The sequence below is a fragment of the Nocardia sp. NPDC127579 genome (genome assembly GCF_042672005.1).
In the GTDB taxonomy this organism is placed as follows: domain Bacteria; phylum Actinomycetota; class Actinomycetes; order Mycobacteriales; family Mycobacteriaceae; genus Nocardia.
The window spans coordinates 1,627,449-1,653,060 of record NZ_JBHXVZ010000001.1 but is presented as its reverse complement, the minus strand read 5'-3'; the positions used below and the strand labels follow the sequence as shown (position 1 = coordinate 1,653,060).

Here is a 25,612-nt window from a genome sequence, read left to right as displayed (position 1 = left end):
CCTGAAATGGACGGTAAGGCTCCCGCTACGACCAGCCGTGCAGCGCGCTGAGCGGCGCAAAGGACGAAGCGGACGCCCAGGTTCCTGTTAAGAGGTTAACGCGATATGACGACCAGTACGGAATCGGGTGCTCTTCTATTACCCACTCTTAGGCCGGATCAACAGGCCTAAGGTGCTGATCCAGCGTGTCGACATCGCGTCGGCACGCGGCGAGTTGCCCGGGCTGCTCGGACCCCGCCCGGCGGATCCGCGCCTCCAATTCGGCCACGCGACGGTCGGTTTCGAGGATCCGCGCGGCACTGGCCCGCACCACCTGATCGGCCAGCTCGGTTTCCGATTCCACCAATCCGGTGGCGACACGCTGCTCCAGCTGGGCCTTCACATTCACCAGCGCGTCGGCGACCCACTGCCGCACGTGCGCGCGGTCGGCGACCTGACGCCGGGCGCGCACCACCCACCATGCGACCAGCCCGCCGAGCAGCAGCGTTACCGGGATGCTGGCGAAATCCAGGGCCGGAACCAACGCCAGCGGCGCCACCAGCAGCCGCCCCAGGCCGACACCGGCCGACGCGCCGAGCGCGATCATCAAGTGATCTTCGACACCTCGATGCCGCGGCTCGGGTTCCGGGCCCACCCGCGGGGCCGGATCACGGCGCACATGCGGCAGCCCGGAGGCGCCGTCCAGCCGTTCCACCAGCACCGCCAGCCGGCTCTCGATCTTCTGGTCCACGGTCCCGGTCAGATCGAGAACGGAGTGCTGCAGGTGCTCCGGGTAACCGTCCAGCTCCTGCGGGCGCAGCCGGTCGAGTTCGGCGCGGGCGGCCACGTGCAGCGAACGGACCTGCGCTCCGACCTCGGTCATCAGATCGACGCGGGCCAGGTGCAACTGGCCGCGCAGCGCCGCCATCACCGAGGCGCGGCCCCCGTCGCGCCCGGCCAGCAGCGTCGCGCGCTCCGCACGCCACTGATCCACCTCGGCTCCGGCGCGCAGCTTCGCGACCTGGCCGAGAATGCGCTCGCGAGTGTCGGTGAGCACCCGGGTGGTGACAGCGGCGAATCGTCCCGCGCCCGGGCCGCCGGCCGCGGCGGCGGTCAGCTCCGCGTGCAGCGCGGTCAGGCCGGACCGATCGAGCAGGCTGGCATCGTCGGTGACCCGGGCCGCGCCCGCGAGTTTCGCCGACACCGGCATGATGTCCAGGTCGCCGAAATCGTGTGCGTCCAGCAGTTCCAGATTGTGCTGCCGCACCGAACGCCAGTCACCATGGGCATGAATCGCGTTCATGGCGAGCAGGATTCGGATGTCCTCGGCGCGCAGCCGGCGCAACAACTCCAGCGTGCCGGTCCCGAGGGTGTTGCCCGCGTCCAACAGGACCAGGGCGACCGGATGCGGCGCGACACCCGACGGCGAGGTCTGCTCCACCGCCGCACCGGGATCGGGCATCGGATCGGTGAGAGCGATCCGGGGCTCGAATCGCGCCAACTCGGTACGCAACAGCCTGGTGTTGGCGTCCTCGGGGCCGATCAGGCTGACCGTCGCCGCCGCGCCGCCGGTCCGCATGGCCTGCAGCAGCGCCGCGCCCTGCGGATTCCACCGCGCGACCACCTTCTCGACCTCGGGCGGCAAGGTCGCGTCGGCTCCGGGATCAGAGTCCGGCACTGCTCATTCGCTCCCATAGCCGGACGTACCCGTTGTGCGCGCGCAGCGCGGCGCGCCGCGCCGCCGGGGACATATCGCTGGACACCACCGCGCGCCAGCGCTCCGCCCGATACAGCGCGTCATCCGCGTCGGCCGGTGCGGGCGACGGATACCCGGCGGCCAGGTGGGCGATCGCCGGATTGGCCACGCCCGCGCACAGCGCGGTCCACATCGCGTCGTCGCTGTCGAGGTAGTCCTCGATCAGGTCGCGGGCCCGGCCGTGCACGCCGGGGACGGCGCGCGCCGCCAGCCGCGCCAGCTCGTCGAGCAGCTCGCCGCCGCGCAGCGCGGTGACCTGCTCGTAGCGGCGGTGCAGCAGCCGGTGCAGCGGATCGATGCCGCTGACCGCGTGCAGAATCTGGAGCACCTGATGACCGGACAGGTCGGGTGCGCGGCGCAAAGCGCCCAGCGCACAGGTGATTCCGTAGAAGTCCCAGCGTTCGAGCAGCTGTTCCCGCTCGGCCACATCCGGGCCCAGGGTGGGCGAGACGAACAGATCCGAGGACAGCGTCAGCGCGGGATCGCCGCTCTCGGCGAGCCGGCGCAGGGCGGCCAGTTCGGGATCGGTCACCGCGCCGGCGCGGGTGCGCACGGCCAGCGAGGCCACCACCGGCAGCACCACCAGGCCGAGTTCGCGGCTGTACTGATCGGCGGCGTAGACGGCGTCGCCCCAGCGGGTGCCGATGGCATCGGCCTTGTTCAGCACCACCACGGTGCGTTCACGCGGCAGTTCATCCAGCACGCGGCGATCGGCGGGCAACGGCGAACCGGACAGCACGTAGACCACGAGATCGGCGTCGATCACCGGATCCGGCTGGCCCGGCTCGTCCACCGGGCCGGTCTCCGCGGCCGACATGAGCGCGAGCGCGTGCAGCACCGTGGTGCGGCCCGAATGCGCCCGGCCGGTGACCTGGATGCGCGGCGGGCGCCGCCACGAATTCGCCGCCACGCCCGCGTGATAGCCGATCTGGGGATCTGCCCCGGACGCCTGTAACTGGACAAGCAGCTGGTCGAGCTGATCCTGTTCCCGTGTCGGGACTCCGCGCTCCCGCGGCTGCCCATTGAATTCGGTCGCTGTCGGCAAGGCTCCATACCCCCTTCTCGCTGCGCAATTCTGTCAGACCCGGCGCGGGCGCACGCGCCGACCACGCGCTTTCGCTCAGCGTCTGGCCAGGTATTTGTTGACCGTGCGGGTGGCCCAGCCCGGGGCGAGTTTGCCGGCCGTGGCCAGTAGCTTGGCCTGGACGCCGATCTCGTAGTGCACCTTGGGCAGCCGGCCGCGTTTGCGCACGGCGTCCCAGATGCCGACGGCCACATCGTCGGCGGTCAGGTGCACGCCCAGCGAATCGGTGGTGCCGGTGCGCACGCCCTCGACCATGCCGGTGGACACGAAGAGCGGCCAGATCGCGATCACCCGGATGTCGTGGCGTTCCCACTCCAGATCCAGCGCCTCGGTCAGACTCTTGACCGCGGACTTGGAGGCGCCGTAGCTGGCCAGTTCGGGTTGGCCGTAGATCGCCGACGCGGAGCACAGATTCACCACCTGCGAGGCAGGCGTGTCGCGCAGATAGCCGAAGGCGGCGTGCGTGCCGTTCAGGACGCCGACCACATTGACCTCGATGATCGCGCGGTGCACGGCCGGGTCGAGGTCCTCGAAGGCGCCCGCGCGCAGGATGCCCGCGTTGTTGATCAGGATGTCGAGCCGCCCGGTGGCGCCGTGGAACTCGGCCAGCCGCTCGGACCACTGCGTGGCGTTGGTCACATCCAGGACGCCGGTCTGCACCGTGCCGCCCGCCTCCGCGATCTCCGCGGCCAGCCGGGTCAACCCCACCTCGTCGATGTCGTAGGCGCCGACCCGATAGCCGTGCGCAGCGAAAAGCAGGGCGGTCGCCCGGCCGATGCCCGCCGCCGCACCGGTGATGAACACCGTCGGTGAGTTCATGGCCGCAGTCTAGTGCCGCGCACCCGCCCTATTACCAGGGTTCACAGATACCCTGCCCGGGCCTTACTCTCCAGGGGTTCAACCCGAGTAACCGTGCGCACCAGTCATTTTCGAACTAAATGCACAATTCTCGCCGATCGCCGGAACAGACCTCGAAGCTGGGCCGATAAACAAGCAGTCCGCCCGTCCGGGTGGGCGGGGAGGGTTGTGATGAGCAGCGACGCCAGCGCCGGCACCGCGCCGAAACACCTGCGCGAGCATCGGATCGACCCGGCGCCCGCCCGCGGCACGCTCGCCGACATCACCCTGAACTCCGCGCGGATCGTGCTCAACTCCGCGCGCGCCCTCCTCGATTCGGCGCAGCTACTGGCGAACAAGGGCACCCCGCTGCCCAGCGCGGACCCGTTCTACCGGCCGCCACGGGGATTTGCCAACCGCCCCGCCGGCACCGTGCTGCGCAGCCGGGAGATCGAACCCGCCCTGTTCGGCCTGATCCCGCAACGGGTTTCGGCCTGGCAGCTGCTCTACCGCAGCGCCGACCTGCACGGCGCACCCGAAGTCGCGGTGACCACCGTGCTGCTGCCCGCGGGCGCCGCACCCGACCCCACCCGGCCGCTGCTCGCCTTCCAGACCGCCATGGACGCGGTCACCGAGAAGTGCGCGCCCTCCTACGCGCTGCGGCGCGGTGCCCGGGCGATCGGCTCGGCCACCCAGTTCGAGTGGCTGCTGGTCGCCAACGCGCTGCGCCGGGGCTGGGCGGTCTCCATTGCCGATCACGAAGGGCCGCACGGCAACTTCGGCGCGCCCCGCGAACCGGGCTACCGCGCGCTCGACGGCGTCCGCGCCGCACTGGCCTTCGCGCCGCTGGGCCTGCACCCCCGGACCCGGGTCGCGGCCTGGGGTTACTCCGGCGGCGGCATGGCCAGCTCCTGGCTGGCCGAGATGGCTCCCGGTTACGCGCCGGAACTGAACCTGGTCGGCGCCGCGCTCGGCGCACCCGTCGGCGATCCGGGCCAGGTGTTCCAGCGGTTGAACGGCGGCGCCTACGCCGGGCTGCCCGCCGTGGTCATCGCCGCGCTGCACAAGCTGTATCCCGTGCTGGGCGCGGTGGTCCGCGAGGGCCTCAGCGCCGACGGGCTGAAATACATCGCGCACGCACAGAGCTCGACCCCGCTCGGCTCGATCCTCGGCCTCGCGAACCAGCGGCTCGGCGACTTCCTTACCGGCGAGCCACTCGAGCGATTGCTCGACACCCCGGAATTCCACGATCTGTTCGACGACCTGCGCCTGGGCAACACCACCCCGGACTGTCCGCTGCTGGTGGTGCAGCCGGTCCACGACCAGGTCATCCACATGGACGGGGTGGACGGGCAGGTCGCCCGCTACCGCGACGGCGGCGCGACCGTCACCTATGTCCGCGACCGGCTCAGCGAGCACTTCTCCATGCTGGTGTTCGGCACTCCGATCAGCCTGGCCTGGCTGGCCGATCGCCTCGCCGGTCATCCGGCGACCGCGAACGCCGACACCACCGTGTGGTCGGTGCTGGCCTCCCCGGCCGGCCTGCGCGGCGTCGTGGACATGGCGAGCACCGCGGCGCGCTGCGTCCTCGGTCAGCCGCTGGGACCGGAGACCACCCGAACGCCGCAGGTTCACCGCGAGCGTGCGGCCTGATCCCGGCGACCGTCGATATCGCGCGCCCACGGCTCGATCCGGCCTGAATAATCGAGGTGGCGGGCCAGCAGGCACAATGGGACGCGTGAACGACGCCGCCAACCATACTGACGAGTCGGTTCCGCGGCCGTCCACAGCTTCGGTCCCGCTCGAAGCCGGACGCCGCTCGACCACCGGCTCCCGCCTCTACCCGCGGGTCACCAGCTTCCGCTCCCGGCGCGGTGCGCTGACCCCGAATCAGCAGGCATCCTGGGATCGCATGTGGCCCACCATCGGCCGCCCGGTCGGCGACGAACTACTCGACGCCGACGCCTGGTTCGGCCGCAGCGCGCCGCTGGTCATCGAGATCGGCTGCGGCACCGGCACCGCCACCGCCGAAATGGCCAAGGCCGAACCGCACCTGAACCTGATCGGCATCGAGGTGTACCAGCCGGGTCTGGCCCAGCTCGTGCAGCGCATCGAACGTGAGGACATCGGCAATATCCGCCTGCTGCGCGGCGACGCCGTCGACGTACTCGAACACATGGTTGCGGAGAATTCGCTTACCGGCGTCCGAGTGTTCTTCCCGGACCCGTGGCCGAAGGCGCGCCACCACAAGCGCCGCCTGCTCCAGCCCGCCACCCTCGCACTTATCGCCAGCCGGCTGCGACCCGGCGGCGTGCTGCACGTCGCCACCGACCACGCCGACTACGCCGAATGGATCGCCGCGGTCGGCGCCGGAGAAGCCCAGCTCACTGGCCTGAACGAGACCACAGGCGGAGTCAGCGCCGACCATCGCGACACCGCCCCGATCGGGTTCGACCGCCCCGTCACGAAATTCGAAGGCAAGGCACATCGTGCCGGAAGCGCCATCACCGAGTTCATATGGGGCAAGATCGAATGATGATCGCCAGTGAGATGGCCGCCGAGGTCGCCGATGTTGCCGGGGAGGTGCAGGGCCCCGAAGGACTGTCCGTGTCCACGCCCGACATCCGGCGGGTCCTGCTCGTCTGGGACGCGCCGAATCTCGATATGGGCCTCGGCGCCATCCTCGGCGGCAGACCGACCGCCGCCTACCGCCCCCGCTTCGACGCGCTCGGCCGCTGGCTGCTCGCGCGTACCGCCGAGCTGTCCGTCGGCAGCCGCGGCCGCGTCGAACCCGAAGCCACCGTCTTCACCAATATCGCGCCCGGCACCGCCGACGTGGTGCGGCCGTGGGTAGAGGCGCTGCGCAACGTGGGTTACGCGGTCTTCGCCAAGCCGAAGGTCGACGAGGACTCCGACGTCGACGCCGACATGCTGGCCCACATCGAGCTACGCAGCCGCGGCGCCGGCCTGGCCGGCATCATGGTGGCCTCGGCCGACGGCCAGGCTTTCCGCGAACCACTGGAAAAACTTGCCGCGCACGGTATCCCCGTACAAGTATTGGGGTTCCGTGAGCACGCGAGTTGGGCGGTCACATCGGATACCCTCGAGTTCATCGATCTCGAGGACATCCCGGGTGTGTTCCGTGAACCACTGCCCCGGGTCAGTCTCGACTCGTTGCCCGACGAGGGTGCGTGGCTGCAGCCGTTCCGGCCGCTGTCCGCACTGCTCACCTCTCGCCCCGCCCAAGGAGTCGCTTAGTGTTCACACGCTGGGGCGATCTGGTCCATCGGCTGCGCTTCGCCGTCATCGGCGTCGTCGTGGCCGCTCTGCTCGCGCTGGGCTATTACGGCCTCGGCGTGAACGACCATCTCAGCTCCAGCGGGTGGGACGATCCGACCTCGGAGTCCAGCCAGGCCGCACGCATCGCCGACGCGTCCTACGGACGCGATCACAACAGCGACGTGCTGGTGATGTACACCCCGGCGGCGGGTAAGACGATCGAGGACGACCCGGAGCAGTTCCGGGACAAGATCGTCGAGAGCCTCAACCGGCTGCCCGAGCAGTACCCGAACGAAATCGCGAAGGTCATCGGGGCCTACTGGCCGACCAAAACCGGTGCGGTACAACCGGCGGTCTTCGGCGCCAAGGACAAGAAGTCCACCTTCGCCGCCATCGCCATCGTCGGGGACAACGACACCGACATGGTGCGCAACTATCGCGCGGTCAAGGACGTCTTCGCGATCCCGGGCATCGACACCGAGGTCGCGGGTCTGCAACCGGTCGCGGGCACGCTCAACGACACCATCGCCCACGACTCCAAACGCATGGAGGTCATCGCCTTCCCGGCGGTGGCGCTGCTGCTGTTCTTCATCTTCGGCGGCGTCGTCGCGGCCGGGCTCCCGCTGATCGTCGGCGGCCTGACCATCATCGGCGCCAACGGCATCGTCATGTTCCTGACGCGGTTCACCGAGGTGAACAACTTCGTCGGCAATATCGTCTCGATGATCGGCCTCGGCCTGGCCATCGACTACGGCCTGTTCATCGTGAGCCGCTTCCGCGAGGAACTCGCCGAAGGCTACGACACCAAGGCCGCGGTCCGCCGCACGGTCATGACCGCGGGCCGCACCGTCGTCTTCTCCGCCACCATGATCGTGGCCAGCCTCGCCGGTCTGCTGCTTTTCCCGCAGGGCTTCCTGAAATCGATCGCCTACGGCGCCATCGCCACGGTGACACTGGCCGCGCTCACCTCGATCACCATCCTGCCCGCCATGCTCGCCATCCTCGGCAAGCGCGTGGACTGGCTGGGGCTCAAGGCGTTCCGCAAGACCAAGACCGCCGAAGAGGTGGAGAACGGGTTCTGGGGCCGATCCACCCGCTGGGTGATGCAGCACCCGCTCAAGATCGCGGTACCGATCACCATCGTCCTGCTGCTGCTCATCATCCCGGTGAAGAACCTGGCCTTCGGCGGCATCAACGAACGCTATCTGCCGCCGGACAACGCGACCCGGCTCGCGCAGCAGCACTTCGACGAGACCTTCCCGCTGCGCAAGACCGACCCGATCATGCTGGTGTTCGTCTCGGACAACAGCGCCAGCGTCGGCAAAGCGTGGAAGGCCGCCAATGCCGCACCCGGCCTGGCCAGTTCGACGCCCGGACAGCCAGGTGAGTTCGGCGTCCCGTCGCACTCCACCATCGATCCGGCTGTCTACCGCACCACCGCCACCCTGGCGGACTCGGAGAACTACAACCCCACCATCGAATATCTGCGGGATATGGAACTGCCCGACGACGTGCAGATGTACGTCGGCGGCACACCGTCGATGACCAAGGACAGTATCGACGCCCTGGTCGACCGGATGCCGATGATGATCGCGCTGGTCCTCGCGGTAACCATGCTGCTGATGTTCTTGACCTTCGGGTCGCTGGTGCTGCCGATCAAGGCCGCGCTGATGAGCGCGCTCGGGCTCGGTTCCACGCTCGGCATCCTGACCTGGATCTTCATCGACGGCCACGGCTCCGGCCTGCTGAACTTCACGCCGCAGCCGATCATGTCGCCGATCCTGGTGCTGATCATCGCCGTCGTCTACGGCCTGTCGGTGGACTACGAGGTGTTCCTGCTCTCCCGCATGGTGGAGGCGCGCGCCCAGGGCGCGTCGACCACCGAGGCGGTGCGCATCGGCACCGCGCAGACCGGCCGGATCATCACCGCGGCCGCGCTCATCCTGCTCGTGGTGGTCGGCGCGTTCGCGTTCTCCGACCTGGTGATGATGCAGTACCTGGCCTACGGCATGGTCGCGGCGCTGCTCATCGACGCCACCATTCTGCGCATGCTGCTGGTGCCGGCCACCATGAAACTGCTCGGCGACGACTGCTGGTGGGCGCCGAAGTGGATGAAGAAGGTGCAGGCCAAGATCGGGCTGGGCGAGCCGATCCTCGACGACGAACGGCCCGGCGGTGGCGAACTCGTCGACCTGGTGAAGACCACGCCGGTCACCGATCCGGTGACCATGGTGATGCCGGTGGTGGACGACGGCAAGCGGCCGAAGTCGCCGCGCCGGCCGCGGACGGTGGCCGAGATCGAGGCGGAAGCCCCGACTCAGCGGCTGGACAAGGTTCCGCCGGTGCAATCGTCGGCCCAGTCGGCACCACCGGCACAGCCGCCCACGCAGCCCGCGCAACCGCACCAGTCGGCCCAGCCGCTCGCGCAACCGGTGCAGCCGCCCGTACCACCGCGCAATCCGCGGATTCTGCCGCCCAAGGGGATGGACGAAGGCCCGGCCGCGCCGCAGGTGCCCGGTGTGCAGTTGCCTGCCACACCGGCGCAGTACGGCACCGTGCCGCCCGGCTCGGTACCGCCGGTGTCGACCGGACCGGAGTCGACGCCCCCTCGGCCCGCTCCGATGCCATCCGCGCCGGATCCGACGCGTCCGCGCGCGGTTCCGCCGGTGCCCTCGCCCGAGGTGTCGCGTTCGGTGCCGCCCGCGCCTGAGCCGGTCGATACCGAGCCGTTCACACCGGACCCGGAGGCACCGCAGCCGACCCACCACGCCGCGCCGCCCGAAGCCGAGGTGAATCCGGATGACAGCCGCAGCAGTATCGAGAACTGGATGGCCGAGTTGCGGTCCTCACGGCGTCGTATCGCCGATGCCGAGCCCGGCCGCCACGCCGGTGGTGACGGGCGCACGGTCAGCGTGAACGAGCTGCTGCGCCGCCGCGAACAGGAGTGACCGCACCGGGGATTCGAGTAGATATCGAATCCCCGGTAAGTGCTTCTACTCATGTTTCGATCTCGGCCGAGCCCGAGCATTGGATCATGACCACAGCCATCGATCCGAAGCTGCTCGCCCGCCTGTCGGGCGAGTTCACCACCCTGGGCGCCCGGATGGGCGAGCTCGGCCGCGACCTGGACACCCTCCGCGACCAGATCGCCACGAACCTGGCTGCGCCCCAACCCACCACCGCTCCGGACAACACGACTCCGCCGCGCACCGCAGGCGCACCGCCGTCGAAATCGCAGGCGCCTACGGCAACTGGGGCACCGCCAGGGGCGGCACCCGGTGTGCACGGTTCACCGGCACCGCCGGAAACGGGCGCAACCGGTCTGACCGGTGTCCCGGCTCCGGCACAGCCGCAGGGAGGTGGATCGCCTTCTCGTGCTTGGTACGAACCTGCCGGGCCCGCAACGGCAGCACCACGGGCGGGGTCGGTCGCGCAGGGGCCAGCCCAGAACCTGCGTGCACCTGAGGGTGCCGCGGCGGAAACAAGCGCGCCGACTGCGGGAGCCGGTCTCACACAGGCACACCCAGCAGCCGGCACCGGACACCCGCGACCGGGAACCGGTGCCGCACCGGGCCATCTTGGCGTTGGTGCGGGCTACCCGCAGTCGGGATCTATTGCCGCACAGGCGTATCCGGGCGGGGGTGCGGTTCCGTGGACGCCGCGGGGGTGGGGTGTGCCGCCGCGCGGCGGGATGCCCGGGTACGGGGTGCCACCGCGGGGTGGGATGCGGCCGCAGTCGGCGGGGACGCCGTGGTGGCAGCGGGAAGGGGTGATCAGCCGGATGCTGGCGGTGGCCGGGGTCGGGGTGACCTTGGTCGGGGTGGTGATGCTGCTGGTTCTTGCGGCGCAGGCCGGTGTCTTCGGGCCGGTGCCGAGAGTCGTTGCGGGTGGGGTGTTCTCGGCGGCGCTGGTGGCGGCCGGGATGCGGGTGTTCGGGCGGGCCGGGGGCCGGGTCGGGGGAATCGCCTTGGCGGCCACCGGGTTCGCGGGGGCCTATCTGGATGTGGTCGCGATGACGGCGATGTACGAGTGGCTGCCGCGGGTGGGTGGGCTGGCGTTGGCGCTGACGATCGCCGCCGGTGGGGTCGCGTTGGCGCTGAAATGGAACGCGCAAGCGCTGGCGGTGCTGGTGGTGGCCGGGGCGGCGCTGCTGGCCCCGGTGGTGACCTCGGAGCTGGTACTGCTCGGCTTCCTCATCGTCTTGCAGTTGACCTGTGTGCCAGTGCAATTGGTGAAGGACTGGCCCGCGCTGCACATCGTCCGGACCGTGCCCGCCGTGCTGGCCACCCTCCTCTACGTCGCGATCGCCGGATTCGATTCCGGTCAGCGCGAGCGGGTGCACTGGGTGCTGACCGCCGCCGTCGCGGTCGCGGCGATCGGCCTGGTGGGCACGTTGCTCACCGTGCGCACGCGGCCCGGCGACCGGATCGCCACCCTGGCCTTCGCGGTGTCGACGGTCCCGCTGCTCGCCGTGGCCGGCCTGTTCGACCGCGCGCCGAGCATGATCGTCGCGGGCGCTACCGCCGCGGTGCTGACCACGGTCGCCGTGCTCGCCATGCTACCGAAACTCCGTACAGTGACCAGGATTCCGGCGCATACCGGGATCGCCGCCGCGGTCGCGGGCGCGTTCGCGCTGCTCGAGGTCTGCGTGCAGGCGACCCGCGTGCAGACCGCGCCCATCGCCCTGTTCCTGGTGGCGATCGGCTATCTGGGGGTGGCGGGCCAGCAGCGCAACCGGGTCGCCGCGATCATCGGCGCGCTCTTCGGGCTGCTCGGCGCTCTCACCTTCATGACCCGGGTGGACCCGGGAACGCTTGCCTCGCAACGTCTCGCGGAGAAGTATCTCGACCTCCCGACGGCGCTCGCGGCGGTCCTCGCGCTCGCCGTGCTGGCGGTCGCGGCCTGGGGTCTGCGCCGGGCGGCCACGCCGGCCGGGGACGACACCGTGCGCTCACTCCTCGGGCTCGGCGGTGGTGTCGCCGCGCTCTACGCGGTCACGGCCGTCACCGTCTCGATCGGTGTGGCCACCGGCGCGACCGACGGTTTCCTGATCGGCCACAGCGCGGCCACGATCGGGTGGATGGCCGCCGCTACGGCCGCGCTGCTGTACGGCCTGCGCAATCTGACCCGTTCGACCGCGATCGCGAAACTCGCGCTGGGTTCGGGTCTGCTGGTCACGGCGGCCGCCCTGGCCAAGCTGTTCCTGTTCGATCTGGCCACGCTGGACGGCCTGGTCCGGGTGGCGGCCTTCCTGGTGGTCGGCGTGCTGCTCCTGCTGGCGGGCACCCGCTACGCGCGCGCCTTCGCGGAGACGACGACCGGGGAGTAGCCCTGCCCCGGCTCCCATCATCCCCGTATGGGAGCCGGGCACCGGTCTCAGGAAGTCGGCGCGTGTAAGGCGATCACCCGGTGGATGGCCTCGATGACGGCCGTTCGGGGCGGCAGGCGCAGCGTTCCCGGCGCGGGTTCGGCGGCCCAGTGCCAGCCGAGGGTGGAATCGGTGGTGGGTAGCAGGACGAATCGGCCGCCGGGGACAACGGTGACCTGATGCGCGGCCAGTTGACTACGGACCGCCGTGTCTACCGGTTTACCGAGGCTTGGCGGGGTGACCAGGAAGGTCCAGGTTCGGTTGCCCGGATCGGCGACCACCGGAGCCTGTAGTTCGGGGTCGAGTGCGCCCAGCACTTCCCCACCCAGGTACGGCGGCATGACCAGGGCTCCGATGACGGAACCGGTGGTGATCATGGGCCGTCCGGCGAGCAATTGGACCGGCAGGCCGAAGCGCCGCCGCAGCAGGTGCGCGATTTCGTGGGGTGAGTGGCAGCTCTCGAACATGGCACTCACTCCTCGCCGCATCCGGTAGTGGATCCTTCCGCTAAATCCGACATGACGGCTAGGCGCTGGGTATGGCGCGGGTATGGTGCGTGGATCGCGCGATCGGCGCGAAAGCTGGTGTTCGGCATGGTTGTCATTGCCGCCGCCCTTTGCTTGCTCAAAGTTGCAGAAACACAACGGTATTCCGGAACTGCCAGAACAAGTCGTACGCAATGTCCCACTTTTCCTATGTGCAACCACCTAGCGTCGTACTCTGAAACCTGCATGTAACAAAGGATTTGGTTAGATGGACGACTCGTCGATCGGCGTGCGTATCCGGCGCTTCCGGGGTAAAGCGCTCACGCAACGTCAGCTCGCCGACCAGGCCGGTGTCAGCGTTGACCTGGTGCGCAAACTCGAACAGGGCGGTCGGCAGACCGCTTCGATCGCCAGCTTGCAGAAGCTGGCTCGCGCACTGGATGTCGACATCGCCGATCTGGTCGGTAAACGCCATGGCGTACCCTCCGGCAATCCCGATGCCGGCATTGTTGCCATTCGCCGCGCATTGACCCCGGTGGACGATCTACTCGGCGAAGTACCCGAAGCTGAGGCGATCACCCTCGAAGAGGCCGCTCGCGCAGTCGATTACGCCTGGGGCGCGTATTGGGTGGGTCGCTACGAACTGCTCACCACCATTCTGCCGCCGGGCCTGACCCAGCTGCGCGCCACCGCGCACGCCGCCCGCAACGGCTCGGTCGCGCCCGCGCACGAACTGCTGGCCCGGATGTACTGGGTCACCGGCTGCACGCTGGTGCATCTCGGCCAGACCGATCCGGCGTTCCTGGCCATCCGGCAGGCGCTGGCGGCCGCGGAGCGCGGTGCGGACCCCTTGCTGCTCGGCACGATTCGCGGTTCGGTCGCCTGGCAGCTGCTGGTGCAGGGCCGCTACGACGAGTCGCGCCGAGTCGCGCTGCGCGCCGCCGCCGACCTCGAGCCGACCGGCGCCGCCACCCCGGCGCACCTGTCGTCCTACGGTTCCCTGGTGCTACAGGGCGCGACGGCGGCCGGGCGCGCCCAGAACGTCGCCGAGGCCATGACGCTGCTCGACGCGGCGGGCGAGGTGGCGCTGCGGCTGGGCGCCGACCGCCGCGACTACGAAACCTATTTCGGCCCTTCGCAAGTGGTCATGCAGACGGTGGACGTGAATATCTCCTCCGAACGCTACGTCGAGGCGCTGAGCGCGGCGGACCGGATGCCGGCGACTGTCGGCCTGCCGCAGGCCTCACGTGCCCGGCACCTGGCCGACACGGCCGTCGCGTGGGCGCGCACCGGCCATCACCCGCGCGCCTTGGACGCGCTGTTGCAAGCCGAACGCGTCGGCGGCCCGGATTGGATCAAATACCAGTCCCTGCCCCGGCATATCGTGTCCGAACTGCTCGATCACGACCGCCGCACGCCGCTGCGCGCCTTCGCCCATCGGCTGGGCGTGCACACCTAGTGCCCGAGGAACCTGCGCCAGTGCGTGACGAACCGGTGCTTGGCGGTGACTGTGCCGAACCGGAGCTGACCGTGCACGACAATGTGCAGTGGGCCCAGCGGGGGCCCGGTGCGCACCTTGTTGTTGATGCTGGAACCGAGTAGATCCAGGCCGTTGAGGTCGACGGTGGCTTCGGCGGGGACGATCAGGTTGACCGAGCCGAAGTAGTCGTCGACGTGGACCTCGACGACCTGGGTGGACATGACCGCCTCGGTGAAATCGAGGGTCACGCCGGAGAACCAGTTGTTCAGGCGTAGCACCGGCGGCACCTGCCACGGCCCCTTCCGGGTGACGCCGGACAGGCGGCTGCGAATCACGTTGCCCGGCGGAGCGGGAACCGGTTTGCGGAGCACCGGTGCGGGCCGGACGAATCCGGGCCGCGGCGCGGCGGGCTGCCCGACCAGTCGCACCCCGGGCAGGTCGATCAGGACGGCGTTGAGTTCGCCGCGGGTCTTGGCCGCGAGCGCGGTGTCCATCCGCTCGGTGAACTCGCCGAGCGAGAGCATGCCCATACCGACCGCGCGTTGCAGCAGCTGTCCGACATGTTCGCGTTCGGCATCGGAGACGCGCAGCTCGCGGTCGCCGACCGTGCCGCCCGCGCCGGTACTCTCCGTGCCACCCATGTCATCGAGGGTAGCGATCGCGAACCGGATCGACATCCGGGTAAACCCGGATTACTCCAGGCCCTGCTCGATCGCGTACCGGGTGAGTTCGACCCGGTTGGCGAGCTGGAGTTTCCGCAGCGTGGCCTGCACGTGGTTTTCCACCGTCCGATGACTCAATCCGAGCCGGGACGCGATCTGCTTGGCGGACAGCCCTTTCGCCACCATCCGTAGCACCTCGGTCTCGCGCTCGGTGAGTGCGGGCCGGTGCGGTGCGTCGGGTTCGGCAGGCGCGGAAGCCATGCGGCGGTACTCCCCCAGGACCAGCCCGGCCAGACCCGGCGTGAAGACCGGCTGCCCGGCGGCGGTGGCGCGTACCGCGTCGATCAGCTCGGTCGCCGACGCGCTCTTCACCAGATATCCCGAGGCTCCGGCCTTGATCGCGTCGAGCACGTCGTCGCGTTCGGCCGAGGCGGACAGCACCAGCACCCGGCTGTGCGGCGAGACCCGCAGCACCTCCGCGGTGGCCTGGGCACCGTTGCCGTCGGTCAGCTGCATGTCCATCAGCACGACGGCGGGCTGGACCGCCGCCGCGCGCCGGGTCGCCGCGCCCACCCCGTCGGCGGTGGCGGCCACGTGGAATCCGGCTTCGGCCAGGTCCCGGGAGACGCCGTCGCGCCACATGGGGTGGTCGTCGACCACCATCACCGAGATCGCCGCACTGTCGGTCATGACTTCTCCTCGCGTGGGATCCGGAATTCCCATTCTGCGCCGTCGTCGGCGGTGAGCAGTTCCGCGGTGCCGTCCAGGGTGGCGATCCGCCCGATCATGGAGCGGGACACGCCCATTCGTCCTTCGGCCGCCGCTTCCGCGAGCCGGCCGGGTGCGATGCCGACGCCGTCGTCGCGCACGCTGACGATCAGCTCGGAACCGGTGTCCTCCAGCAGCACATAGGCTTTCGCGTCCGGTCCGGCGTGCAGTTCGACATTGGAGAGCGCGTTGGCCACCACGGCGGCGATCTCGGTGGCCGCCCAGCGCCCGACCAGCACCGGCTCGCCGGGGGTGGAGACGAACACCCGCGGGGTCGCGTGCACGGTCAGCAGCGGCCGCAGGTCCACCTCGGGGCCGCCGCTGTCGCCGCGCCCACCCTGTTCGGAGATCAGGACGCGCAAGGCCACCTCCTGTTCGCCCGCGCGCTGCGCCAATTCCGCGGTGTCGCCGCCGATCTGGGCCCCGCGCCGCTTGATGTAGCTGAGCACCTGGAGCACGCCGTCGTGCACTTCGCGGGCCAGCCGCTCGCGTTCCTCGGCGGCCGCGGTCAACCGGACCGCGCGCTGCAACTGCTCCTGCGCGCGCCGGGCGGTGTTGGCCGCCAGCCCGAGCGCCAGCCCCACCGACACCAGCACCGGCAGCGTGGCGTCGGTCCACACGTCCTGACCCCACTGCTCGCGCACGGTGATGATCACCAGGGAGATGAGGACACCGGAGGCGATGCCGAGCACCGGCCCGCGCAACAATGCCGCCGAGATCACCGCGTTCGCCGCCCACAGGGTGGTCGGCAGGGTCTGGTGGCCGTGGTACCAGTCGTAGTCGGCGACCAGCCGGGTCGCCGCGATCAACAGAATGACCACGATGTGATCGCCGAGCACCACCCACAGGCGGACCCGCGCGACCGTGGCGACCCACCAGTGCGACAAGAGGAACGCCGACGCACCCGACCACACCGCCATCAACGCGATGAACACCCAGCTCAACCGCTGGTTCGTGTAGTACTGCACGGACGCGACCTGCTGCCCGAGCGCGTACAGCAAGGTCACCAGGCGAAATGCCTGCACCGCGCGCCACAGCGGCGCCGTCGCGGCCTCGGCCGGGTTCAGTTCCCCGGCGGACTGCTCAGCGGTCGCGTTCCACGTCATCGCTGTCCCCGGAGCGGAGCGGGCTGTCGGGCCGCTGCTCCTCGTGGGCGAGGGTGGCGGTCAGGTCGAAACGGTCGGGGTCGGGCTGATCGGGCGCGGCCGAATACAACCGCCCGGATTCCGGCCGTAGATCCTGGAACGCCTCTTCTGGACTGTCCGCCAGCAGTGACCGGATCGCCGTATTCATCACGGCCACGAACGGCACGGCCAGCAGACCACCCGCGACGCCGCCGAGCACCACACCCGCGGTGATCGCCAGCACCACCGCCAGCGGATGGATGCTCACGGCCCGGCCGAGCAGCAGCGGTTGCAGCACATGGCCTTCCAGCTGCATGACCGCGATAATGATGCCGAGCACGATCAGCGCGGTGACCAGCCCCTTGGTCATCAGGGCGATGAACACCGCGACGAAGCCCGCCAGGAACGCGCCGATGATCGGCACGAACGCGCTGATGAACACCAGCGACGCGAGCGGTAGCGCGAGCGGCACTCCCAGGATCGCCAGCCCCGCGCCGATGCCGATGGCGTCCACGGCCGCGACCACCACGGTGGCCCGCACGAACCCGACCAGCGTCCCGAACCCGAGTTGCCCGGCCACCCGGACCCGCTCGCGATGCGCGGTGGGCACGATCCTGGTGACGAACCGCCAGATCTGATCGCCGCCGTAGAGGAAGAAGATCAGGATGAACAGGGTCAGGAACGTGCCGGTGAGAATGTGCCCGATCACGGTCGCGGTGGTCAGCGCGCCGCTGGTGAGGCTGTTCTGATTGGACTGGATGGTCTTGACGATGGTGTCGCCGGCATTGCGGATCTGCTCGTTGCTCAGATGCGGCGGACCGTTGATCAGCCAGTCCTGGATCTTGTGGATGCTCTGGGTGAACTCGTCGGTGAGTTTCGGAATGCCCGCGACGAACTGCTCCACCACGAAGGTCAGGATTCCGGCGACGACGCCGATCGATCCGATCAGCGCGACGAAGACCCCCACTCCGCGCGGTACGCCCAGCCGCTGCATCCAATCCACCAGCGGCGCTAGCAAACCCGCCGCCAACAGCGCGATGGCCAGCGGAATCACCACGGTGCCCAGTCGCTGCACGATCTCCGCGAGTACCCACAGCGCCGCCACGATGACCAGCAACCGCCAGGCCCACTCGGCCGACTGCCGGACCAGCGGATGCACCGCGTCAGCGGCCGTCGCGCGCGACGACCCGGCCGCGCTCTGCTTCTGGTCGCTCACCCCACCGAGCCTAACGGGACGATCGGGTTCGAGCCCACAGCCTCGGCGCTGTCGAACCCGGTGCGGCGGGCCGCCCCACACCTGTGAACAGCGACTTCCGGTTGCGCGCTGCGACCCGCCGCGGCCGGGCAGCTAGATTGGTGATCGTGTCGGCAGCGCCTTTTGAAGCGGTCAAACAGACCATGCGAACGCGCTGGCCGCTGTATCTGGCCTCGATGCTGCTGGCCAACGCCTTCGGCGCGGTGCTGGTGTGGGCGTTCATCGAATACGGTCTGCCGGTGCCCGAGGGCGAACCCACCGGGTCCAGGCGCACCGGCTTGTTCGTCCCCGGCCTGGTGTTCGTCACCGGCGGGCTGCTCAGCCTGCTCGCCTCCGCGCTGATGCTGCGCCCGGTCATGCGCTGGCAGGTGCGCGGCGGGCCGCCGAGCCGCCAGGAGCAGATGGCCGCGCTGCACGCGCCGCTGCGGCAGTCGATCGTGCACCTGGCGCTGTGGCTGATCGGCGGCGGAGTGCTGGCCACCCTGATCATCTCCAAGACACCCGAGCTGGCGGGCGCGGTGATCGTCACCGAATGCATGGCCGCCACCATCGTGTTCGGTTTCACCTACATGCTCGGCGAGCGGATCCTGCGCCCCGTCGCGGCCCAGGCCCTGACCGAGGGCACCTTCGACCACACGCTCACCCCCGGCATCGGCACCCGGATGGCGATGACCTGGGGCATGGGCACTTTCGCGCCGACCATCGCGATCGTGCTGCTCTGCGTCACCCAGATCACCTCCGAGGTGAAGTTCTCGGCGCAGTCGCTGGCCATCTCCATCCTGCTGCTTTCGGGCGTGGTGATCATGCAGGCGCTGGCGCTGTCCATGCTCACCGGCTCCAGCATCACCGACCCGGTACGCCAGCTCTCCCAGGCCATCAACCGGGTGCAGGAGGGCGCGCGCGATGTCCAGGTGGAGGTGTTCGACGGCTCCGAGATCGGCCTGCTGCAGGTCGGTTTCAACCGAATGATGGAGGAGGCGGCCAAACGCCGTGAACTCCAGGAACTGTTCGGTCAGCACGTCGGCGAGGAGGTGGCGCAGCGCGCGCTGGACTACGGCACCGAACTCGGCGGTGAGACCCGGTTCGTGGCGGTGCTTTTCGTCGACATGGTGGGCTCCACCGCGACCGCAGCGGAACGACCGCCGACCGAGGTGGTCAGCCTGCTCAACGAGTTCTTCCGGGTCGTGGTGGATGTGATCGACCGGCACCACGGATTCGTCAACAAGTTCGTCGGCGACGCCGCGCTGGCCATCTTCGGCGCGCCGCTGGACCGGCCCGACGCACCGACCGCCGCCCTGGCCGCGGCTCGCGAACTGCGTGAGGCGCTGCGCGAGGTCCCCGGACTGGACATCGGCATCGGCGTTTCCGCCGGGCTCGCGGTGGCCGGCAATATCGGCGCCGCGAACCGCTTCGAGTACACCGTGATCGGCGACCCGGTCAACGAGGCCTCCCGGCTCACCGAACTGGCCAAAGATCAACCCGGCCGGGTGCTCGCCTCGGGCAGCGCCCTGTATTTCGCGGATGAAAGTGAACAGGACTTCTGGGTTTCCGGCGACGAGGTACAGCTGCGCGGACGCCGCCGCAAGACCCGTCTGGCCTGGCCGCTCGAGCCCGGCGGCCCGCACGCCGATGCGGACAGTGAAAAGGCCGGTTCGTTAGGCTGACGTCGTGACGGCCAACGGTGAACTAGCGGGCGACCCCGCCTCCCGGCCGCCCGACGTGCCACCCGGCCGTCGCAGATTCCGCTGGGTGAGATGGGTGCTCGGGTTGGCGCTGGCCGCGGTGCTGATCGGTGAGGGCATCTATCTATGGCCCACACTGCACAAGTCGTGGCAGAGCCTCACCGAGATCCACTGGGGCTGGTTGATTCTCTGTATCGCGTTCCAAGCGATGTCCATGAGCGGGTTCGGCCGAGTGCAGAAGCAGCTGCTGCGCGCGGGTGGGGTGGAAGTCTCGCAGCGCCGCTCGGTCGCCGTCGTCTACGGCGCCACCGCCATGTCGGTCACCCTGCCCGCGGGGCAGGTCTTCTCGACCGCGTTCACCTATCGGCAGACTCGGCGCTGGGGCGCCAGCCCGATCGTGGCCTCCTGGCAGCTGGTGATCTCGGGGGTCATCGCGACCGCGGGCCTGGCGCTGCTCGGCGTGGCCGGCGCGCTGCTGGCCGGCGATTCCGTCGGGCCGTTCAAGCTGATCGCGTCGGTGGGCGGTGTGATCGCGCTGGTCTGGGCCTTCAACTATGTCTCGAAACATCCCGGTGGACTGGAGGCGGTGCTGCGCCGGCTGCTCGGGATCCTCAACCGGCTGCGCAAACGCCCGGCCGATCAGGGCATGGCGAAGGTCAGCGAGGTGCTGGGCCAGCTGGAGTCGGTGGACCTGCGCAAACGTGACGGCGTCATGGTGACGGTGTGGGCCCTGATGCACCGGCTCGCGGACGTCGCCTGTCTCGCCGCGGCCTGCTACGCGGTCGGCGCCGATCCCCGCCTGGCCGGTGTGCTGCTGGCGTTCGCCGCCGGAAAGGCGGTGGGCTCCATCCCCTTCGCGCCCGGCGGCATCGTCTACGTCGACGCCACCCTGTTCTCCGGTCTCACCGTGCTCGCCGGGCTGCCCGCGGTGCAGGCCGTCACGGCCGCGTTCGTCTATCGGGGGGTCAGTTTCATCCTGGTCGCGATCGTCGGCTGGATCGTCTTCGCCTTCCTGTTCCGTACCCCGCAGGCCGGCGACGCCGAATACGAGAAGGAATTCGAACAGCAGCGCCGATTCTGACCGGCCGCACGTCCACTACCCTTGCCGGGGTGAAGAGACTGGTGCCATTGGTGGTCGATCTACTGCTGGTCATCCTGTTCTGCGCGATCGGCCGCCGCAGCCACGACGAGGCGGTGCTCACCGGCCTGTTGAAGACACTGTGGCCGTTCGCGATCGGGCTCGCGGCCGGCTGGGCGGTCGCCTACGCCGTGGCCGGCCGGATCCGGGCCGGCGTCCGGTTCGACGGAACGGCGCTGTGGCCCACCGGAATCCTGGTGTGGCTGGGGACCCTGGTCGGCGGCATGCTGCTGCGGGTGATCAGCGGCCAGGGCACGGCACCCAGTTTCGTCGTCGTCGCGGCCACCGTGCTCGCCCTGTTCCTGCTGGGCTGGCGCGCCGCGGTCAAGGCGCTGAACTGACCGCTCAGGTTTCGGGGCCGGCCAGCGACTGGAGCATGCGCGCGGCCATCTTCGAGGTCATATCGCCGCTGTCGACGCTGTTGATGTGCACGGCGAAGGCCAGATCGCCCATGGTCGCGATGAGCCAGCCGTCCGAGCCCGCGCGCACCGCGTAGGCCGAGATATCCGGGAAGGCGCGCAGACTCGCGGTCTCGGGCGCGCCGACACCGTCGCGCAGCATGGTGCGCAGCCGGTCCACGATCGGACCGTGCAGCGGTTCCAGGCGGGCGTCGGTGACGCTGGGCTTACCCGATTCGATCATCGGCGGCGGCACCTCGCCGCGCGCGATGGCGGCGGCCGCGATGGCCATGCCGAATGGACTGGCCAGTACCGCGTCCGATCCGCCGCCCTGCTTGACCTGTTCGGCGGTGCGGCCCGCGATGGCCAGCCGTCCGGTGACCTCGTCCAGGCCGGGTACCTGGTAGTCGATGCCGATGCCCAGGCGGCTCGCCGCCTCGGCGGCTTCGGGCACCGTGATGTCCTGTGGCGGTTTGTTCTTGCTGATCGCGGCGACCGCCCGGAACAGCTCGATATTGCCGCCCGCCGGGTAGAGACCGGTGAAGGCGACCGGGCCGTGCTCACTGGCCTGGCTGTTCTGCGCGACCGCGACCACCGCGCCGCTGGACGGCTGGATCGCCACGATGGAGGCGGGCGTGCCCACGCTGACCACCGCGTCCTCGGCGGCGCGCTGCAATCGCTGATCCATGGTGGCGGCGATGTCCGGGCCGGGCGGGCCCTGCGCGCCGGCCACCTGGGTGACGAATCTGCCGTCCGGTTCGAAGATCTGCACGCCCCAGCCGGAGTGTGCGTCCTGGCTGTTCTGCTGCACCTTGCGCAGCGCGTCCAGCATGGGTGACCAGACCCGGCGGTCGGAGGAGATGAGCCGCTGCTGCTTCTCCATCACCACGCCGGGGATGGGCGCCATGCGCGGTTGCAGGATCTCGAAGTCGCCCTCGCGCAGGTTCACGGCGATGACCGGCTTGCCCTGCGAGGTCGAGAGCTGTTGCAGCAGCGAGTCACCGGTGATCAGCGGCGCGACCGGCTCGATCACCTTGGCCAGCGCGTTGGCCGACCCGGCGGGGTCGGTCATCTTGGCCGGGTCGAGTTTGACGACGTTGATCGGCTGCTCGTGCATGAGCGGCGCGCCGACCAGGTCGAGGACCCGCGGCGGCGGCGTTGGGGTGGTGCGCACCAGTTTGACGGTGCGATTGTTCTGGAGCTGCGGCATGACCAGGTTGGGCTCCCAGGAAATGCGCCAGCCGATGGCGAGCTTGCGCACCGTGCCCTGGAGGCTGTATTTCCAGTCCTTCTTGTCCCCGAAATTCCAATTGGCGTCGAGGCTGAAAATGCCTTCGCTGGAACCCAGGTTGATGAACTGGGATTTCTCGTAGTCGACGGTGCCCGGCTGCAAACCCTCGAACATTTGCTTCAGGGTTGCCGTGGCAGCCGTGGGATAGGAGGTAAGTTGCGCCGCCTTGGTGAAGTCCTGGTCGTCGAGCAGGTCGGTGAAACGGTCGACGACCGCTTCCGGTTCGTTCGGCGTCTTCTCTTCAGCACACGCCGCCGTGCCCGTCAGTACCGCCACAACCCCCGCGAGTGCCACTGCGCCCCGGACGCGAAAGCGGAGAGATCCCCACACATCCATGTCGCCCACTTTTCACTCTTGTCACTCCAGTAACAAGATCACCGTACCTGACAGAAACCTGCTCGCATCGCCCCGCCGACTGCCGGACGTTACCCACGCTCAGCGTCCAATTGTGCCCGATTGACCCGGCTCCGAAGGGCCGATCATGAACGGTGTCCAGTCACAAGGCGATAACTGGCGCCGACACCGTACCCCGTCGGCGAGCGACGATGCCCTGTGGATACCCCCGGCGAAACCTGTTCACGCAAAGCGGAACTCGACGGCCCAATTGCGACGTAATGTTGTAATCACTGAAAGACAGTCAGCGCCGAAGATCTGTTCCGCGGCGCCCGGCCAGAAGAAGGTGGCTCCCCATGCGCAATGAACACCGGGGACGTGGATTCGGCAGACCCGGCGGTTGGCAGCAAGCCGATCTCCCCGATCCGGCGGACGTCCCGGACTGGTTCGCGGGTCGTTTGCCCAACGATTGGTTCACCGGTCCGCCGGTACTCGAGATCGACCGCGACGAAATCGTGGTGATCGGCGAACTACCGATGCCGAAATCGGAGAAGACCGTGGTCATCAAGGATTCGGCGGATGATCCGGAACCACCCGCCGAGGAGATTCCGCAGGCCACCAAGGAAGGCGCGATCGCGCGCTTCCGGGAATCGACCCGTCCGGCCCGGATGCAAATCGCCGGCGAGGCGCAGCACCGCTATGGGCGAAATGTCGCGTGGGGTGTTTCGGTCGACGGGCAGCGCATCATGTTCACCAATATGTCCGTGCCCGTGATGACGCGATTGCGCCAACCCGAGCGCAAGGTGCTCGACACCCTCGTCGATTCCGGGGTCGCCCGCTCGCGGTCGGACGCACTGGCCTGGACGGTGAAGCTGGCGGGCAAGCACGCCGAGGAGTGGCTCGAGGAACTGCGCTCGGCCATGCGCAAGGTCGACGACCTGCGCGCGGAGGGTCCGCAGGGCCTCTGAATTACAGTGGCCGTATGCCTTCCGACGGTCCGATCCTGGTGCTCAACGGCCCGAACCTGAATATGCTCGGCACCCGCCAGCCCGAGGTGTACGGCGCCGACACCCTGGCGGACGTGATCGCGCTGTGTGAGCGGACGGCCGCGCGATTCGGGCGCGAGATCAGCGCGTTCCAGTCCAATTCCGAAGGCGCGCTGATCGATCGGATCCATCGGGCCCGGGGCGTGGAGTCGGCCATCGTGATCAATCCGGGCGGGCTCACCCATACCTCGGTCGCGCTGCGGGACGCGCTGGTCATCCCGGAGGTGCCGATCGTGGAGGTGCACATCAGCAATGTGCACGCCCGCGAGGAGTTCCGGCACCACTCCTTCGTCTCCCCGATCGCGACCGCGGTGATCGCGGGCATGGGCATCCAGGGGTACGCGGCCGCGGTCGAATTCCTCGCCACCCGGAGCTGATCAGCCGATCCGGAAGACCGGGAAACCCGGTGCGATGGCGGCCAGTTCGGCGTCGGTCGCGTCCTTGGTGACACCCTCGAAGAACCGGCCGACCTCCCAGCCCCAGGTCTTCAGGTACTGGCGCAGCAGCGGCACCTTGTCGGCATCGGGGACCTCGGCAGCGGTGAACTCCTCGGTCTTGCGGCCCAGGCGCAGTTCACCGCCGCCCGCGGCGCGCAGGTTCTTCACCCACTGGGTGTGCCCGCGCGGCGCGACCAGGTAGCGCGCGCCGTCGTCGGTGACCATCAGGTTCACCATGGTGGTGCGCCATTCCCCGCTCTTGCGGCCGCGCACCGCGAGCAGCCGCGAGTTCAGCACGCTGATTCCCAGCTTGGGTAGCAGGTTCATCACCTTGTTCATGATCGGCTCGATGCCGGTGGGTGCGATGTAGCGGGTGCTGGCGTTCATGACTTCTCCTGTTGTGAGCATTGCTCTCTGTTGAGATCAATGCTCTACGACGAGTGCCGGAAAGTCAAGAGCAGTGCTCTCATTTATTGATCGGGGAGCATTTGCGCGCCGAAACGTAGTAGGTACGCTACGAAGCATCACCAGCCCACAACGGAGCGATGCAGCGTGTCTTCTTCTGAGGTCATCTACAACCGGATCGCGATGCTGCGCGCCGAACGCGGCATCTCACGCCGCGAGCTGGCCGACGCCCTCGGCGTGCACTACCAGACCATCGGCTACCTGGAACGCGGCGAATACAGCCCGAGCCTGCACCTGGCGCTGCGCATCGCCGCCCACTTCGACGTGGCCGTCGAGGTCATCTTCGCGACCGCGCCCTTTCCCCGCCTCGGTTCGGTCACCGCCGACCACGACTGAGCCCGCGACGCCGGTAGAGTCGGGGACAACCTCAGGAGGCGCGATGACGATGACCGGCGACAACAGTCCCGACGTGTGCGGCATGTCCATCGCCATCGACGTCGTCGGCGGCAAATGGAAGCTGCACCTGATGTGGGTGCTGAGCGTCGGTCCGCAGCGCTTCGGCGAGATCCGCCGCCTGCTCGCCGGCGTCAGCGAGAAGGTGCTGGCCGAGAACCTCCGTCAACTGGAGGGCTTCGGCATCGTGCACCGGGAGATCTTCCCCGAGGTGCCGCCCCGGGTGGAGTACTCCCTGACCCCCCTGGGCCAAACCCTGCAGACGGCACTCGCGCCCCTGGAAGCCTGGGGTGATGAACACCGCCACGAAATTCTCGGCAACCCCCTCGCCTCCGCCAGCTAACGCCTACGG

23 protein-coding genes are annotated in these 25,612 nt (G+C 69.1%); 13 read left to right on the top strand and 10 right to left on the bottom strand.

Going from position 1 to position 25,612, the window contains the following annotated elements:
- Positions 1–148: 148 nt before the first annotated feature.
- The 3 genes from ACFVMC_RS07175 to ACFVMC_RS07165 form a co-directional block, all read right to left on the bottom strand.
- Positions 149–1,657 (bottom strand): hypothetical protein, encoded by a 1,509-nt coding sequence (locus ACFVMC_RS07175; RefSeq protein ID WP_379207634.1) that lies wholly within the window; start codon positions 1,655–1,657, stop codon positions 149–151.
- A complete protein-coding gene (locus tag ACFVMC_RS07170; RefSeq protein ID WP_379207633.1) occupies positions 1,644–2,780 on the bottom strand; it encodes a hypothetical protein in 1,137 nt (378 codons plus the stop codon). The genes ACFVMC_RS07175 and ACFVMC_RS07170 overlap by 14 nt, the downstream gene beginning before the upstream one ends.
- Before the next feature lie 75 nt (positions 2,781–2,855).
- On the bottom strand, positions 2,856–3,638 hold the full coding sequence (locus tag ACFVMC_RS07165) for an SDR family oxidoreductase (RefSeq protein WP_379207631.1): 783 nt from the start codon (positions 3,636–3,638) through the stop codon (positions 2,856–2,858).
- 210 nt (positions 3,639–3,848) lie between these two features.
- Between ACFVMC_RS07165 and ACFVMC_RS07160 the strand changes: the two genes are divergently transcribed.
- The 5 genes from ACFVMC_RS07160 to ACFVMC_RS07140 all read left to right on the top strand — a co-directional run bounded on the left by ACFVMC_RS07160 (position 3,849) and on the right by ACFVMC_RS07140 (position 12,264).
- Positions 3,849–5,309, top strand: a complete 1,461-nt coding sequence (locus tag ACFVMC_RS07160; RefSeq protein ID WP_379207630.1) for a lipase family protein — start codon at positions 3,849–3,851, stop codon at positions 5,307–5,309.
- A gap of 76 nt (positions 5,310–5,385) precedes the next feature.
- Positions 5,386–6,192, top strand: a complete 807-nt coding sequence (gene trmB, locus ACFVMC_RS07155; RefSeq protein WP_379207628.1) for a tRNA (guanosine(46)-N7)-methyltransferase TrmB — start codon at positions 5,386–5,388, stop codon at positions 6,190–6,192.
- Complete coding sequence (locus tag ACFVMC_RS07150; protein ID WP_379207627.1) at positions 6,192–6,914, top strand: NYN domain-containing protein; 723 nt, start codon at positions 6,192–6,194, stop codon at positions 6,912–6,914. Before trmB ends, ACFVMC_RS07150 begins: the two co-directional genes overlap by 1 nt.
- Positions 6,914–9,883 carry an MMPL family transporter gene (locus ACFVMC_RS07145; protein ID WP_379207625.1) on the top strand — a complete coding sequence of 990 codons (2,970 nt, stop codon included), beginning with the start codon at positions 6,914–6,916 and terminating at the stop codon, positions 9,881–9,883. The genes ACFVMC_RS07150 and ACFVMC_RS07145 overlap by 1 nt, the downstream gene beginning before the upstream one ends.
- Before the next feature lie 776 nt (positions 9,884–10,659).
- Positions 10,660–12,264: a DUF2339 domain-containing protein gene (locus ACFVMC_RS07140; protein ID WP_379207623.1), complete on the top strand. Its 1,605-nt coding sequence runs from the start codon at positions 10,660–10,662 to the stop codon at positions 12,262–12,264.
- A gap of 47 nt (positions 12,265–12,311) precedes the next feature.
- Here ACFVMC_RS07140 and ACFVMC_RS07135 read toward each other — a convergent pair whose 3' ends face one another.
- Positions 12,312–12,770, bottom strand: coding sequence for a hypothetical protein (locus tag ACFVMC_RS07135; protein WP_379207621.1), 459 nt, complete (start codon positions 12,768–12,770; stop codon positions 12,312–12,314).
- A 286-nt stretch (positions 12,771–13,056) separates the two neighbouring features.
- On the opposite strand from ACFVMC_RS07135, the gene ACFVMC_RS07130 reads away from it, so the two are divergent.
- On the top strand, positions 13,057–14,247 hold the full coding sequence (locus ACFVMC_RS07130) for a helix-turn-helix domain-containing protein (protein WP_379207619.1): 1,191 nt from the start codon (positions 13,057–13,059) through the stop codon (positions 14,245–14,247).
- Here ACFVMC_RS07130 and ACFVMC_RS07125 read toward each other — a convergent pair.
- The 4 genes from ACFVMC_RS07125 to ACFVMC_RS07110 are packed head-to-tail and all read right to left on the bottom strand — an operon-like array spanning position 14,244 to position 18,038.
- Positions 14,244–14,909 (bottom strand): DUF1707 domain-containing protein, encoded by a 666-nt coding sequence (locus ACFVMC_RS07125; protein WP_379207618.1) that lies wholly within the window; start codon positions 14,907–14,909, stop codon positions 14,244–14,246. The two genes, ACFVMC_RS07130 and ACFVMC_RS07125, sit on opposite strands and share 4 nt — an antisense overlap.
- A 51-nt stretch (positions 14,910–14,960) precedes the next feature.
- Positions 14,961–15,620, bottom strand: coding sequence for a response regulator (locus ACFVMC_RS07120; RefSeq protein WP_379207616.1), 660 nt, complete (start codon positions 15,618–15,620; stop codon positions 14,961–14,963).
- Positions 15,617–16,804: a MacS family sensor histidine kinase gene (macS, locus tag ACFVMC_RS07115; RefSeq protein WP_379207614.1), complete on the bottom strand. Its 1,188-nt coding sequence runs from the start codon at positions 16,802–16,804 to the stop codon at positions 15,617–15,619. The genes ACFVMC_RS07120 and macS overlap by 4 nt, the downstream gene beginning before the upstream one ends.
- Positions 16,782–18,038, bottom strand: coding sequence for an AI-2E family transporter (locus ACFVMC_RS07110; protein ID WP_379207612.1), 1,257 nt, complete (start codon positions 18,036–18,038; stop codon positions 16,782–16,784). The genes macS and ACFVMC_RS07110 overlap by 23 nt, the downstream gene beginning before the upstream one ends.
- Positions 18,039–18,220: 182 nt before the next feature.
- Between ACFVMC_RS07110 and ACFVMC_RS07105 the strand changes: the two genes are divergently transcribed.
- The 3 genes from ACFVMC_RS07105 to ACFVMC_RS07095 are packed head-to-tail and all read left to right on the top strand — an operon-like array spanning position 18,221 to position 21,238.
- The gene (locus ACFVMC_RS07105; protein ID WP_379207879.1) at positions 18,221–19,741 is read left to right on the top strand and encodes an adenylate/guanylate cyclase domain-containing protein; all 1,521 of its coding nucleotides are present in this window, start codon (positions 18,221–18,223) and stop codon (positions 19,739–19,741) included.
- A gap of 4 nt (positions 19,742–19,745) precedes the next feature.
- On the top strand, positions 19,746–20,840 hold the full coding sequence (locus ACFVMC_RS07100; protein WP_379207610.1) for a YbhN family protein: 1,095 nt from the start codon (positions 19,746–19,748) through the stop codon (positions 20,838–20,840).
- A 29-nt stretch (positions 20,841–20,869) separates the two neighbouring features.
- Complete coding sequence (locus tag ACFVMC_RS07095) at positions 20,870–21,238, top strand: DUF3054 domain-containing protein (protein ID WP_379207609.1); 369 nt, start codon at positions 20,870–20,872, stop codon at positions 21,236–21,238.
- Between the two features lie 4 nt (positions 21,239–21,242).
- Here ACFVMC_RS07095 and ACFVMC_RS07090 read toward each other — a convergent pair whose 3' ends face one another.
- Positions 21,243–22,862, bottom strand: coding sequence for an NTF2-like N-terminal transpeptidase domain-containing protein (locus tag ACFVMC_RS07090; protein WP_379207607.1), 1,620 nt, complete (start codon positions 22,860–22,862; stop codon positions 21,243–21,245).
- 413 nt (positions 22,863–23,275) lie between these two features.
- Here ACFVMC_RS07090 and ACFVMC_RS07085 point away from each other — a divergent pair, with 413 nt between their 5' ends.
- Both ACFVMC_RS07085 and aroQ read left to right on the top strand, forming a co-directional pair.
- Positions 23,276–23,887 carry a hypothetical protein gene (locus tag ACFVMC_RS07085; RefSeq protein WP_379207605.1) on the top strand — a complete coding sequence of 204 codons (612 nt, stop codon included), beginning with the start codon at positions 23,276–23,278 and terminating at the stop codon, positions 23,885–23,887.
- Between the two features lie 14 nt (positions 23,888–23,901).
- Positions 23,902–24,342: a type II 3-dehydroquinate dehydratase gene (gene aroQ / locus ACFVMC_RS07080; RefSeq protein ID WP_379207603.1), complete on the top strand. Its 441-nt coding sequence runs from the start codon at positions 23,902–23,904 to the stop codon at positions 24,340–24,342.
- Here aroQ and ACFVMC_RS07075 read toward each other — a convergent pair whose 3' ends face one another.
- Positions 24,343–24,789 (bottom strand): nitroreductase family deazaflavin-dependent oxidoreductase, encoded by a 447-nt coding sequence (locus tag ACFVMC_RS07075; protein ID WP_379207601.1) that lies wholly within the window; start codon positions 24,787–24,789, stop codon positions 24,343–24,345.
- A 201-nt stretch (positions 24,790–24,990) separates the two neighbouring features.
- Between ACFVMC_RS07075 and ACFVMC_RS07070 the strand changes: the two genes are divergently transcribed.
- A complete protein-coding gene (locus ACFVMC_RS07070) occupies positions 24,991–25,203 on the top strand; it encodes a helix-turn-helix transcriptional regulator (RefSeq protein ID WP_379207878.1) in 213 nt (70 codons plus the stop codon).
- A gap of 43 nt (positions 25,204–25,246) precedes the next feature.
- Positions 25,247–25,603, top strand: coding sequence for a winged helix-turn-helix transcriptional regulator (locus tag ACFVMC_RS07065; RefSeq protein WP_379207599.1), 357 nt, complete (start codon positions 25,247–25,249; stop codon positions 25,601–25,603).
- Positions 25,604–25,612: the final 9 nt, after the last annotated feature.

Coding starts and splice junctions, on each gene's coding strand:
- ACFVMC_RS07135 (WP_379207621.1), bottom strand. CDS start 12,770: ATGTTCGAGAGCTGCCACTCACCCCACGAAATCGCGCACCTGCTGCGG.
- ACFVMC_RS07065 (WP_379207599.1), top strand. CDS start 25,247: ATGACGATGACCGGCGACAACAGTCCCGACGTGTGCGGCATGTCCATC.
- ACFVMC_RS07085 (WP_379207605.1), top strand. CDS start 23,276: ATGCGCAATGAACACCGGGGACGTGGATTCGGCAGACCCGGCGGTTGG.
- trmB (WP_379207628.1), top strand. CDS start 5,386: ATGGGACGCGTGAACGACGCCGCCAACCATACTGACGAGTCGGTTCCG.
- ACFVMC_RS07120 (WP_379207616.1), bottom strand. CDS start 15,620: ATGACCGACAGTGCGGCGATCTCGGTGATGGTGGTCGACGACCACCCC.
- ACFVMC_RS07160 (WP_379207630.1), top strand. CDS start 3,849: ATGAGCAGCGACGCCAGCGCCGGCACCGCGCCGAAACACCTGCGCGAG.
- ACFVMC_RS07150 (WP_379207627.1), top strand. CDS start 6,192: ATGATCGCCAGTGAGATGGCCGCCGAGGTCGCCGATGTTGCCGGGGAG.
- ACFVMC_RS07140 (WP_379207623.1), top strand. CDS start 10,660: ATGCGGCCGCAGTCGGCGGGGACGCCGTGGTGGCAGCGGGAAGGGGTG.
- ACFVMC_RS07165 (WP_379207631.1), bottom strand. CDS start 3,638: ATGAACTCACCGACGGTGTTCATCACCGGTGCGGCGGCGGGCATCGGC.
- ACFVMC_RS07075 (WP_379207601.1), bottom strand. CDS start 24,789: ATGAACGCCAGCACCCGCTACATCGCACCCACCGGCATCGAGCCGATC.
- ACFVMC_RS07070 (WP_379207878.1), top strand. CDS start 24,991: ATGCTGCGCGCCGAACGCGGCATCTCACGCCGCGAGCTGGCCGACGCC.
- ACFVMC_RS07130 (WP_379207619.1), top strand. CDS start 13,057: ATGGACGACTCGTCGATCGGCGTGCGTATCCGGCGCTTCCGGGGTAAA.
- ACFVMC_RS07105 (WP_379207879.1), top strand. CDS start 18,221: ATGCGAACGCGCTGGCCGCTGTATCTGGCCTCGATGCTGCTGGCCAAC.
- ACFVMC_RS07125 (WP_379207618.1), bottom strand. CDS start 14,909: ATGGGTGGCACGGAGAGTACCGGCGCGGGCGGCACGGTCGGCGACCGC.
- macS (WP_379207614.1), bottom strand. CDS start 16,804: ATGACGTGGAACGCGACCGCTGAGCAGTCCGCCGGGGAACTGAACCCG.
- aroQ (WP_379207603.1), top strand. CDS start 23,902: ATGCCTTCCGACGGTCCGATCCTGGTGCTCAACGGCCCGAACCTGAAT.